General features: G+C 67.8%; 10 protein-coding genes. 9 read left to right on the top strand and 1 reads right to left on the bottom strand.

Features of this window, described 5'->3' with window-relative positions:
* The first annotated feature begins 147 nt into the window (after nucleotides 1–147).
* From ACCC97_RS01090 to ACCC97_RS01075, 4 genes are all read left to right on the top strand, one after another.
* Entirely contained in the window at nucleotides 148–1,341 is a 1,194-nt protein-coding gene (locus ACCC97_RS01090) for a YadA family autotransporter adhesin (RefSeq protein ID WP_413331417.1), read from the top strand.
* Between the two features lie 83 nt (nucleotides 1,342–1,424).
* Nucleotides 1,425–2,576, top strand: a complete 1,152-nt coding sequence (locus ACCC97_RS01085; RefSeq protein WP_413331396.1) for a DUF2827 family protein — start codon at nucleotides 1,425–1,427, stop codon at nucleotides 2,574–2,576.
* Nucleotides 2,573–3,721, top strand: coding sequence for a DUF2827 domain-containing protein (locus ACCC97_RS01080; RefSeq protein ID WP_413331395.1), 1,149 nt, complete (start codon nucleotides 2,573–2,575; stop codon nucleotides 3,719–3,721). Before ACCC97_RS01085 ends, ACCC97_RS01080 begins: the two co-directional genes overlap by 4 nt.
* An 8-nt stretch (nucleotides 3,722–3,729) precedes the next feature.
* Nucleotides 3,730–4,344, top strand: coding sequence for a hypothetical protein (locus tag ACCC97_RS01075; protein ID WP_413331394.1), 615 nt, complete (start codon nucleotides 3,730–3,732; stop codon nucleotides 4,342–4,344).
* Nucleotides 4,345–4,359: 15 nt separating this feature from the next.
* Here ACCC97_RS01075 and ACCC97_RS01070 read toward each other — a convergent pair whose 3' ends face one another.
* The gene (locus tag ACCC97_RS01070; protein ID WP_413331393.1) at nucleotides 4,360–5,205 is read right to left on the bottom strand and encodes a helix-turn-helix domain-containing protein; all 846 of its coding nucleotides are present in this window, start codon (nucleotides 5,203–5,205) and stop codon (nucleotides 4,360–4,362) included.
* A gap of 135 nt (nucleotides 5,206–5,340) precedes the next feature.
* Between ACCC97_RS01070 and ACCC97_RS01065 the strand changes: the two genes are divergently transcribed.
* From ACCC97_RS01065 to feoB, 5 genes are all read left to right on the top strand, one after another.
* A complete protein-coding gene (locus ACCC97_RS01065) occupies nucleotides 5,341–5,775 on the top strand; it encodes a hypothetical protein (protein WP_007831369.1) in 435 nt (144 codons plus the stop codon).
* Between the two features lie 153 nt (nucleotides 5,776–5,928).
* The gene (locus tag ACCC97_RS01060; RefSeq protein WP_007831367.1) at nucleotides 5,929–8,793 is read left to right on the top strand and encodes an aconitate hydratase; all 2,865 of its coding nucleotides are present in this window, start codon (nucleotides 5,929–5,931) and stop codon (nucleotides 8,791–8,793) included.
* A gap of 36 nt (nucleotides 8,794–8,829) precedes the next feature.
* Entirely contained in the window at nucleotides 8,830–9,291 is a 462-nt protein-coding gene (locus ACCC97_RS01055; RefSeq protein ID WP_007831366.1) for a metallophosphoesterase family protein, read from the top strand.
* Between the two features lie 152 nt (nucleotides 9,292–9,443).
* A complete protein-coding gene (locus tag ACCC97_RS01050; RefSeq protein ID WP_007831365.1) occupies nucleotides 9,444–9,746 on the top strand; it encodes a FeoA family protein in 303 nt (100 codons plus the stop codon).
* A complete protein-coding gene (gene feoB, locus ACCC97_RS01045; RefSeq protein WP_007831364.1) occupies nucleotides 9,739–11,634 on the top strand; it encodes a ferrous iron transporter B in 1,896 nt (631 codons plus the stop codon). Before ACCC97_RS01050 ends, feoB begins: the two co-directional genes overlap by 8 nt.
* Nucleotides 11,635–11,683: the final 49 nt, after the last annotated feature.

Raw genomic sequence — 11,683 nt, 5'->3', positions numbered from 1 at the left:
ACGAGCGGCATCGGCAGCCTGTCGACGGGCTTGAGCACGACGAACAGCAGCGTGGCCAGCCTGTCGACCTCGACTTCGACCGGCCTGAGCACGGCGACGAGCAGCATCGGCAGCTTGTCCACCGGCCTGAGCACGACGAACAGCAGCGTGGCAAGCCTGTCGACTTCGACCTCGTCGGGCCTGAGCACCGCGACCAGCGGCATCGCCAGTCTGTCGACCGGTGTCGGCAGCCTGTCGACCAGCCTGAGCACGACCAACGTCAACGTCAACAGCCTGAGCACGTCGGTCAACAACATCTACAACACCGGCACCAAGTACTTCCACGCCAACTCGACGGCGGCGGATGCCCAGGCCTCTGGCCAGGAAGCCGTGGCGATCGGCCCGCAATCGGTGGCCAGCGGCGCCAACTCGTTTGCAGCCGGCAACGGCGCCCGGGCCACGGCCGACGGCGCGGTGGCGGTGGGCTTCGGCGCCCAGGCGACGGGTGCGAACGCGATCGCCATCGGTACCGGGGCGCTGGCCACGGGCTCGCAGGCCATTGGTGTGAACTCCCGCGCAGGCGGCGGTGGCGTGGCGCTGGGCGACAACGCCGACGCAGGCGGTACGGCGCTGAGCCAGGCGCAGAACATTTCCAAGGGCACGGCCATCGGCTTCGGCGCCATCGTGCAGCAAAGCGGCGGCGTGGCGCTGGGCTCGGGCTCGGTGGCTTCCACCGCGGCGGGTGTGGCCGGCTACGTGCCGGGCAGCGCGACGGCGCAGCAGGCGGCGGCCATCAGGGCAACCACCAGCACGCAGGCCGCAGTGTCGGTGGGCGATGCGGCCTCCGGCCAGTATCGCCAGATCACCGGCGTGGCGGCAGGTACGGCCGACAGCGACGCCACCAACGTGGCGCAATTGAGGGCCACGGCCAATGCGGTTGCGGCCGGCGGCGTGCAGTACGCGACCAACCCGGACGGCTCGGTCAACTACAACCAGGTCACGCTGGGCAGCGGGCAGGCACCGGGCGGCACGCGCATCAGCAACGTGGCGCCGGGCGTGCTGCCGACGGACGCCGTGAACCTGAACCAGCTGAACCAGGTGAAGGGACAGGTCGGCGACGTGGCGCGCATCGCCTACTCGGGCACGGCCATGGCCTTCGCGATGTCGGGCACGTACCTGCCGACGCTGTACCCCGGCGAAAAGACCGTGGGCGTGGGTCTCGGCAGCTACAAGGGCTACAGCGCCGTGGCGCTGACATTCAAGGCGCTGTCCGATGACGGCAAGATGTCCTGGGGCGCGGGCCTGACGACCACGGGCAAGGAGTGGGGCATCAACGCCGGCATCGGCTGGAAGTGGAAGTAAGCAAGCCGCTGAATCGCCCCTGACCGGGCGGCTCCCGCGCTGACGGTGCGGGAGCCGTTTTTTTTGGTACACACTTCGCCCCCATGCGCATTGGTATTTCAGTCCTCACCCACGCGGGGCAGAACATCTGGGAAAACGGAATGGGGCAGAACGTCCTGTTTCTCGCCCGGCTGCTGCAACGCATCGAGTTCGTCGAATCCGTGACCCTGGTCGACGCCGGCGACCAGCCGAGCATGCCGCCCCAGGTCGACCTGGCCGCCATGGGCCTGGCTTTCGGGCGGGCCCGCGACCTGACCGATGCGCTGGACGTGGTCATCGAGATGGCCGGCGCGCTCGACGTGCAATGGCTCTCCTACTTCCGCACATGCGGCGGCCGCGTGGTGTTCCATTGCGTGGGCCAGCCCTTCGCGGCGCTGGCCGAGCCGATCGTGTTCAACGACAAGGGCCACTTCAGCAAGCCCGACCGCTGCGACGAGGTGTGGCTGTTGCCCAAGGACGCGGTGTTCGCGCCGATGATGCGCACCATGCACCGCTGCCCGGTGTTCGAGGTGCCGTATCTCTGGTCGCCGCAGTTCCTGGCCCAGCGCGTCGCGGAGGTCGAGGCCGCGGGCCACCGTTTCGGCTACACGCCGCGCACGGCCGAGCAGCCGGGGTTTCGGGTGGCGATCTTCGAGCCCAATATCTCGGTGGTGAAGTCCAGCAGCGTGCCCATGCTGATCTGCGACGGGGCCTATCGCGCCGACCCAACCGCCGTGGCCTCGATGCAGGTGCTCAACACCCTGCACGTCAAGGACCACCCGACGATGCTGTACCTGGCGAACTCGCTCGACATCGTGCGCCAGCACAAGGCGATCTTCCATGGCCGGCACGACTTCGCGGGCTTCATGGTGCAGTTCGCCGACGCGGTGGTTTCGCACCAGTGGCAGAACGACCAGAACTACAGCTACCTCGATGCGCTCTACGGCAACTATCCGCTGGTGCACAACTCGCCCTGGCTGCGCGATGCCGGCTATTACTACCCCGACTTCGACATCGCCGCCGGCGCGGCGCAACTGCTGCAGGCGGTGCGCAGCCACGACAGGCAACTGGATGACTATCGCGCGCGCTCCCTGCGGGTCTTTGAGACGCTCGATCCGCTCCACCGGGCGAACGTCGACGGCTATGCGCAGCGCCTGCTGCACCTGGTGGGCGGCAATGCCGCATTCCGTGCCGGCGGCGTGAGGAGCGCCGCATGAGCGAAGCGCAGAAAAAGACCACCATGCCGGCCAAGCTGAAGGTCGGCGTTTCCATCTTTATCCGCAAGGGCGAGCAGAGCCTGTGGGAGAACGGCGTCTACCAGAACTGCCTGTTCCTCGTGATGCTGCTGCTGCGTTCGCCGCGCGTGGAAAGCGCCGTGCTGGTGGCCGGCGGCGGCGACGGCGGTCCTGCGGATGCAACCAATTTTCTGGCCGACTCGCCGGTGCCCATCATCGACATGGCCACGGCCGCACAAGAGCTCGATCTCATGATCGAGATGAGTGCCCAGCTGGCCATGTCGTGGTCCGTGGCGTTTCGCGAACGCGGCGGCAAGATCGTCTCGATGCGTGTGGGCAACGACTACGTGATCGACATCGAGCGGATGATCTTCAACAAGCCGCACGGCCTGCTGGTCTCTGGCGCACCGTACGACGAGGTCTGGACGATCCCCGAGTACGAGGTGTCTTGCAAGCCTTACTTCGAGAGCACCTTCCGCGCGCCGGTGCGGCTGATGCCTCACCTCTGGAGCCCGATGGTGCTGGAGCGCGCCATGGCCCGTGCGCCGCAGAGTCCGCCGTTTGCCTACGAACCCGGCCGCAGGCAGTGGCGCGTGGCCATCTTCGAGCCCAACATCTGCATGGTGAAGACGAGCTTCATCCCGATGCTCGGCTGCGAGGCGGCGCACCGCGCGCAGCCGCGGCTGATCGAGAAGATGTGGGTCTACAACAGCTTCCATCTGAAGGACAAGCCGCTGTTCATCGGCTTCGCGCAAAGCCTGGACATCGTGCAGCACGGGCTGGCCACCTTCGAGGGGCGCTTCCCGGTCTACCAGGTGATGCCGGGCAAGATCGACGCCGTGTTCGCGCACCACTGGGAGAACGCGCAGAACTACCTCTACTACGAGGCCCTGTACGGCGGCTATCCGCTGATCCACAACTCGCACCTCATCGGCGACTGCGGCTACCGCTATCACGGCTTCGACTGCGAGGAGGGCGGTCGCGCCCTGCAGCGCGCCTTCGCCGAACACGACGCCGATCTGCCGGCCTACCGCGAACGCGCGCGCCGCTTCATCGCGACGCTCGACCCCGAGGGCGAGGACAACGTGCGAACGTACACCGCCGCCATCGAGAACCTTTACGCATGAGGACCGGGATGACGCCGAACCAACGATTCCCCCGCCTGCTGCTTGCCGCCCTGTCGTGTGGCGCTGCCGGTGTTGCACTCGCGCAGGGCGTGCTGGTGCCCCAGGCGCCACCGGCGGCGCCGCAGGACACGCTCACACGCGCAGCAACCAGCGTGGGCATCAAGCGCTGCCTGCCCGCCATCACCCGGCTTTCCACGCTCACCGTGCAGGGCAGCCGCAGCCACGACGTGCTGCTCGACTGGGACCGCAAGCGCCCCGACGCCGGGCCGATGTTCTCGCTGATCGGCATGGAGTTTCCGAACGCCGGCGTGGCCGCGTCGATCACCGCCATTCCCGACGACAGCGGCGCCTGTACCGTGTCGGCCGAGCGCATCTCGGTCGCGCCCTTCACCTGCGCGAGCGTCGGGCAGCAGGAGCTGGCGAGCTACAAGATGACGCGGCTGCTGCCCAACTACGCGGTCTACACCGACGAGAAGGAGCCCACCTCCTCGGTCTCGCTGATCGATTCGCCGCCGGGCTGCCTGATCATCCGCCGCTACGTTGAATACGGCTGGCGGGACCCGGCCGCAGTTACTGGCGCAGCCCCGGCCGGTGCCGCGGGCCAGCCTCCGAAGAAGCGCTGAGCCAGTCGCAGGCTTTCAAGCCGTCGCCTGCGCCGCCAACGCCGTCAGCGCCGCAGCGGTCTGCTCATCGGCCGGGAAGAACGATTCCACAGCCAGTTCCTGCAGCGTGACGTCCACCGGCGTGCCGAAGATGGTGGTGGTGCTGATGAAGCTCAGCACCCCGTTCGGCGTGACGAACTGGATCGGCACCGCAATGGCCGACAGTGCCGTGTCGATGGCGGGCAGGTCGTGGCTGACCGCGGGTGGAGGGTAGGCCTCGAGTTCGTCATGCAATTCCTGCAGCACCGCGTCGCCGGTGGCGGCGATCTGCTGCTGCAGCCGTTCGAGCAGATGGGTGCGCCATTCGGCGAGATTGGCAATGCGCGGAGCCACGCCGTCGGGATGCAGGCTCAGCCGCATCACGTTGATGGGCGCCTGCATCAACTCGGGCGCGGCGCCTTCCATCAGCATCGGCACCAGCGCGTTGTGCGCCACCAGGTTCCAGTGGCGGTCCACAGCCAGCGCGGGAAAGGGCTCGTGCCCCTTCAGCACCAGGTCGACAGCGCGGCGTGCGGCGGCCATCGCCGGATCGTCGAGCGAGCGCTGCCGGTACATCGGCGCAAAGCCCGCGGCCACCAGCAGCGCATTGCGTTCGCGCAGCGGCACCTCGAGACGCTCGGCCAGGCGCAGCACCATCTCGCGGCTGGGCGCGGCGCGGCCGGTTTCCACGTAGCTCAGGTGCCGGGTCGAGACCTCGGCCTCCTGCGCCAGGTCGAGCTGGCTCAGGCGGCGGTGGGTGCGCCAGTGCCGCAGGTGGGCGCCGAACGGGTCGCGCGCGCCGGGCTGGCTGGCCTTGGACAGGTGGGAGCGGGTGATGTTCATGGGGCTGCATTCTGGCGCGCCGGCGGCGCGGCGCCATGACCTCCCAGGTCATCGACGCGATCCACGTCGGCCGGAATCATGGGCTCCAACGCGGCAGGGCTGGCTTGCGGCGTAACCACACCTAAGGAGATTCACATGTCCGTCTTCGCATCCCCCCGTTTCCTGCCCAACGTGATGTGGGCCGATGCCGCTTCCTGCGCCGCGACGGGCGCGCTGCAAGTGGCGTTCACCGGCGCACTGGCCAGGTTGACCGGCCTGCCGGCGCCGCTGCTCACGGGTACGGGCGTTTTTCTGCTGGCCTATGCGGCTGCGGCTGCTTTCATGGCCAGCCGCCGCGCGCCGCCGCGTACCCTCATCGGCCTGGTCGTCGCCGGCAACTTCGGCTGGGCCGTGGCCAGCGTCGCGCTGCTGGTGAGCGGCATCTTCCCGGTCACTGCGCTGGGCATGGCCTGGGTGCTGGCTCAGGTGGCCTGCGTGGTCGTGCTGGCCGAGCTGCAGTGGACCGGGCTGCGCCGCACCCGCGGCGGTGCCCGCGTGGTTTCCGGCCTGGAGCCGGCTGGCCGCTGGTGAGATCGCGGAATGCCGGCGACACCCCTGCCCCCGGCATTTTTCGCCATGAGGAACATGGCCCGGCAAGGCGTCAGCAGGGAAGACCGACTACAGCCGTTGACATCGAACCCTGATATCTTTGAGAGGCTTCCACGAACAAACAGGAGTTCCCCCATGGCCAAAGCGCCGGCGCATGCCTTTGCGTCCACCCTCAAGACCTTCAAGACCGCATCGGGCAAGTCCGGCAAATACTGGTCCCTGAAGGAACTGGCCAAGCAGTACCCGACCATCGACCGCCTGCCGGTTTCCATCCGTATCGTGCTCGAATCGGTGCTGCGCAATTGCGACGGGCAGAAGGTCTCGGCCAAGCATGTCGAAGAGCTGGCCCACTGGGCGCCGAACGCCGAGCGCACCGACGAGATTCCTTTCGTCGTCACCCGCGTGGTGCTGCAGGACTTCACCGGGGTGCCGCTGCTGGCCGACCTGGCCGCCATGCGCAGTGTGGCCGCCAAGCTCGGCAAGTCGCCCAAGACCATCGAGCCGCTGGTGCCCGTCGACCTGGTGGTCGACCACTCGGTCATGGTCGACTACTACGGCACGCCCAAGGCGCTCGACCTGAACATGAAGCTGGAGTTCCAGCGCAATAACGAGCGCTACCAGTTCATGAAGTGGGGCATGCAGGCCTTCGACACCTTCCGCGTCGTGCCGCCGGGCTTCGGCATCGTGCACCAGGTCAATCTCGAATACTTCGCCCGCGGCGTCTACAAGAGCCCGGGCGACGCGAACGACGTGCCCACCTACTATCCCGACTCGCTGGTCGGCACCGACAGCCACACGACCATGATCAACGGCATCGGCGTGGTCGGCTGGGGCGTGGGCGGCATCGAGGCCGAGGCAGCCATGCTGGGCCAGCCGGTCTACATGCTCACGCCCGACGTGGTGGGCTTCGAGCTCACCGGCAAGCTGCGCGAAGGTGTGACGGCCACCGATCTGGTGCTGTACGTCACGTCCATCCTGCGGGCCGAGAAGGTCGTGGGCAAGTTCGTCGAGTTCTTCGGTCCCGGCGCGGCTTCCATCGCCGTGCCCGACCGCGCGACCATCGGCAACATGGCGCCCGAATACGGCGCGACCATGGGCTTCTTCCCGGTCGACGACATGACCGTGGCGTACTTCGAAGGCACCGGCCGCACCAAGGAAGAGGTCGAGCGCTTCGCCGCCTACTACAAGGCGCAGGGCCTGTACGGCATGCCCAACCCGGGCGACATCGACTACACGAAAATCGTCAGGCTCGACCTCGGCACCGTGTCCCCGAGCCTGGCCGGCCCGAAGCGCCCGCAGGACCGCATCGACCTTGGCCACCTGGCCACCAAGTTCTCCGAGCTCTACAGCAAGCCCAACGAAGCCAACGGCTTCAACCAGCCGGCCGACAAGCTCAAGCTGCGCTATCCGCTGAGCGTGAACGGCGTGCGCGGCGACGACGAAGCCGCGGCGCCGCCGCCCGGTGCGCCGCGCGACGTGATCGAGATGGTGGCCAACCGCTCGACCCACGCCGCGGCACACACCAGCGCCACCGCACCGCCGGCGCCCAAGGGCGAAGTCACCATCGGCAACGGCGACGTGCTGATCGCGGCCATCACCTCGTGCACCAACACCTCGAACCCGAGCGTGATGCTGGCCGCCGGCCTGCTCGCGAAGAAGGCGGTGGAGGCAGGGCTCACGGTCAAGCCGCACGTCAAGACCTCTCTGGCGCCCGGCTCGCGCATCGTCACCGAATACCTGGAGAAGGCCGGCCTGCTGCCGTACCTCGAGAAGCTCGGCTTCTACCTCGCGGGCTACGGCTGCACCACCTGCATCGGCAACGCCGGCGACCTGACGCCCGAGATCAACGAGGCCATCACCAAGAACGACCTGATCGGCGCGGCCGTGCTGTCGGGCAACCGCAACTTCGAGGCGCGCATCCATCCGAACCTGAAGGCCAACTTCCTCGCCTCGCCGCCGCTGGTGGTGGCCTTCGCCATCGCGGGCAACGTGATGACCGACCTCATGACCGAGCCCGTGGGCAAGGGCCGGAACGGCAAGGACGTGTACCTGGGCGACATCTGGCCGACGCCGAAGGAAATCGACGAGAACCTGCGCTACGCGATGAATGCAAAATCGTTCCGCGAGAACTACGACAAGGTCAAGACCGACCCGGGCAAGTTCTGGAGCAGCATCGAGGGCACCAACGGCCAGGTGTACGACTGGCCGAAGTCGACCTACATCGCCGAGCCGCCGTTCTTCGAGGGCTTCAGGATGACGCCGCACGCGTCGGACGCGGGCTTCAAGGGCGCACGCGTCATGGCGCTGTTCGGCGACTCGATCACCACCGACCACATCTCGCCGGCCGGCTCCATCAAGGAAAGCTCGCCCGCGGGCATCTGGCTCAAGGCGCATGGCGTGGCCAAGGCCGACTTCAACAGCTACGGTTCGCGCCGCGGCAACCACGACGTGATGATGCGCGGCACCTTCGCCAACGTGCGCATCAAGAACCTGATGATTCCGCCGGACGCCAACGGCACGCAGGAAGAGGGCGGCGTCACGCTGTTCCAGCCCGGCAACGAGAAGATGTTCATCTACGACGCCGCCATGAAGTACATGGCGCAGGGCGTGCCGACGGTGGTGTTCGGCGGCGAGGAGTACGGTACCGGCTCCTCGCGCGACTGGGCGGCCAAGGGCACGCAGCTGCTGGGCATCAAGGCCGTGGTGGCGCGCAGCTTCGAGCGCATCCATCGCGCCAACCTGGTCGGCATGGGCGTGCTGCCGCTGCAGTTCCGCGGCGCCGATTCGTGGCAGACGCTGGGCCTCACCGGCGACGAGAAGATCGACGTGGTGATCGGCAGCGAGCTGAAGCCGCAGATGGACGTGAAGCTGGTCGTGCACCGCGCCGACGACACGCATCAGGAGGTGACGGTGCGCCTGCGCATCGACACGCCGATCGAGGTCGACTACTACAAGCACGGCGGCATCCTGCCCTTCGTGCTGCGGCAACTGCTGGAATAGCACGGGCTTGTTTTTCCGAGAGGCCTTTCTTCTTCCATGCTCCGCATCGGCCTCATTTCCGACACCCACGGGCTCCTGCGGCCCGAGGCCGTCGCTTTCCTGAAAGGCAGCGACTTCATCGTGCATGGCGGCGACATCGGCAGCGCCGGCATCCTCGAGGCGCTCGCAGCCATCGCGCCGCTGACGGCCGTGCGCGGCAACAACGACCGCGAGCCCTGGGCCGAGGCGATCGCTGAAACCGAACTGCTGGAATTCGGCGATGTGCGCCTCCATGCCATCCACGACCTCGCGCAACTCGGGATCGACCCGTCCGCGGCCGGCGTGCGCGTGGTCGTCTCGGGCCATTCGCACCAGCCGAAGATCGCGGAGCGCGGCGGCGTGCTGTACGTCAACCCGGGCAGCGCGGGCCCGCGCCGGTTCAAGCTGCCCATCGCCGTGGCCGAACTGCTGATCGACGGCGATGCCGTCACCGCACGCGTCGTCGAACTGGCCGCTTGAGCCCCGCACGGGGCGGCCGAACCGAGCGAAAACCCCCCGATTTGCCGGGCTTCCATGCTTTTGAGGGGGTTGGTCAGGTTTTTGTGAGTGAGAATTGCTAGCATCTAGCCTTTGCTTACCGGCGCGCCCGATATTCCGGGCGTCATCTCACCGTGCGAACCATCGATTTCGGCGCAGCACCGACCACCGCCGTCGCCCTGCGCCTCGACCAGCTTCCGAACAACCAGTGGGCGACCGTGCTCGACGTGGCGCGCCCCGAGGATGCGGACGGCCGCGAACTGGTCCTGCGCCTGACGGAAATCGGCTTCGTGCCCGGCGAGGCCGTGCGCATCGTCGCCAGCGGCATCCCGGGCCGCGAACCGCTGGCGGTCCGCCTCGGCCACACCACCTTCGCACTGCGCCGCCACGAGGCCGCGCTGATCCACGTCACGCCGGGAGCCGCCAACCATGGTTGAAGCCGTCATCCAGGGTCCCGGGCGCCTCGCGCCTACCGCTCAGCCCGGCCGTATCGCCTTGCTGGGCAACCCCAACTGCGGCAAGACCGCGCTGTTCAACCTGCTCACCGGCAGCCGCCAGAAGGTGGCCAACTACGCCGGCGTGACGGTCGAGCGCAAGGAAGGCACGCTGCGCACGCCGTCGGGCCGCCGCGTGTTCGTGCTCGACCTGCCGGGTGCCTACAGCCTGAACGCGCTGAGCGCCGACGAGGCCGTCACCCGCGACGTCGTCACCGGCCGGAGCAAGGAAGCCTTGCCCGACCTGCTGGTGTGCGTCACCGACGCCACCAACCTGCGCCTGAACCTGCGGCTGGTGCTCGAGGCCAGGCGGCTGGGCCTGCCGATGGTGGTGGCGCTCAACATGACCGACATGGCCAGGAAGCAGGGCATCGCGGTCGACACGGCGGTGCTCTCTCGCGAACTGGGCGTGCCGGTCATCGAGACGGTCGGCGTGCACAGCGGTGGCGCGCAGGGCCTGCTCGAAGCGCTCGACACGCCCGTGGCCGCCGCTGCGCCGCGGCCCTGGCAGGCACCGGGGCTCGACGACGTGCTGGCCACGCAGCGCGAGGTGCGCCGCATCCTCGGCCTGGCGGTGAAGGAGCCGGCGGGCAGCCTCGCCACCAGCGACCGCATCGACCGCGTGGTGATGCATCCGCTGTGGGGCATGCTGGTGCTCGCCGTCACCATGTTCCTGATGTTCCAGGCCGTGTTCAGCTGGGCCAATGTGCCGATGGACGCCATCAAGGCCGGCACCGAGGGGCTGGGCAGCCTGCTCAAGGCGCACATGCCGGAGGGCATGCTGCAGAGCCTGCTGGTCGACGGGGTCATCGCCGGCGTGGGCGGCGTGATCGTCTTCCTGCCGCAGATCCTGATTCTTTTCCTCTTCATCCTCGCTCTGGAAGACTCGGGCTACCTGCCGCGTGCGGCCTTCCTGCTCGATCGCGTGATGGGCACCGTGGGCCTCTCGGGCCGCTCGTTCATTCCGCTGCTGTCGAGCTTCGCCTGCGCCATTCCCGGCGTGATGGCCACGCGCACCATCAGCAACTGGCGCGACCGCATCACGACCATCATGATCGCGCCGCTCATGACCTGCTCGGCGCGGCTGCCGGTGTATGCGCTGCTGATTGCGGCCTTCATTCCGGCGCGCACGGTGGGCGGCGTGTTCAACCTGCAGGGCGTGGTGCTGTTCGCGCTGTACGTGTTCGGCATCGTCTCGGCGATGGCCGTGGCCTGGGTGATGAAGCGCTTTCGCGACAGCACCTCGCATTCGCCGCTGCTGATGGAGCTGCCCGCCTACCGCTGGCCGAACCCGCGCAACCTGGCGCTGGGCCTGTACGAACGGGCTTGGATCTTCATCCAGCGCGTGGGCACGATCATCCTCACGCTGACCATCCTGCTGTGGTTCCTGTCGACCTTCCCCTCGCCGCCGGAAGGCGCGACCGGGCCGGCCATCCAGTACAGCCTGGCTGGCATGATCGGCCGCGGGCTGGAGCACATCTTCGCGCCCATCGGCTTCAACTGGCAGATCTCGATCGCGCTGGTGCCGGGCATGGCGGCGCGCGAGGTGGCCGTGGGAGCGCTCGGCACGGTGTATGCGCTGTCGGCCACGGGCGACGACGTGGCGGGGCAGCTGGAGCCGCTGATCGCGGGCAGCTGGTCGCTGGCTACCGCGCTGTCGCTGCTGGTCTGGTACGTGTTCGCGCCGCAGTGCATCTCGACGCTCGCGGCCGTGAAGCGCGAGACAGGCTCGTGGAAGTACGTCTGGATCATGGCCGGCTATCTCTTTGCGCTGGCCTACATGGCGTGCTTCATCACCTACCGCGTTGCACTGGCACTCGGAGCGGGGTAAAAAAGCAAACCCCCAGGCTTGCCCACTTCGTGTGGCTGCCCACCCCCTT

Source organism: Variovorax sp. Varisp85, from assembly GCF_047304045.1.
Taxonomy (GTDB): Bacteria; Pseudomonadota; Gammaproteobacteria; order Burkholderiales; family Burkholderiaceae_C; genus Variovorax.
This window is presented reverse-complemented; position numbering and strand designations above follow the sequence as displayed.

Excerpts from the sequence above, each read along its gene's own strand:
- ACCC97_RS01085 (WP_413331396.1), top strand. The coding sequence starts at position 1,425 with ATGCGCATTGGTATTTCAGTCCTCACCCACGCGGGGCAGAACATCTGG.
- ACCC97_RS01080 (WP_413331395.1), top strand. The coding sequence starts at position 2,573 with ATGAGCGAAGCGCAGAAAAAGACCACCATGCCGGCCAAGCTGAAGGTC.
- ACCC97_RS01075 (WP_413331394.1), top strand. The coding sequence starts at position 3,730 with ATGACGCCGAACCAACGATTCCCCCGCCTGCTGCTTGCCGCCCTGTCG.
- ACCC97_RS01070 (WP_413331393.1), bottom strand. The coding sequence starts at position 5,205 with ATGAACATCACCCGCTCCCACCTGTCCAAGGCCAGCCAGCCCGGCGCG.
- ACCC97_RS01065 (WP_007831369.1), top strand. The coding sequence starts at position 5,341 with ATGTCCGTCTTCGCATCCCCCCGTTTCCTGCCCAACGTGATGTGGGCC.
- ACCC97_RS01060 (WP_007831367.1), top strand. The coding sequence starts at position 5,929 with ATGGCCAAAGCGCCGGCGCATGCCTTTGCGTCCACCCTCAAGACCTTC.
- ACCC97_RS01055 (WP_007831366.1), top strand. The coding sequence starts at position 8,830 with ATGCTCCGCATCGGCCTCATTTCCGACACCCACGGGCTCCTGCGGCCC.
- feoB (WP_007831364.1), top strand. The coding sequence starts at position 9,739 with ATGGTTGAAGCCGTCATCCAGGGTCCCGGGCGCCTCGCGCCTACCGCT.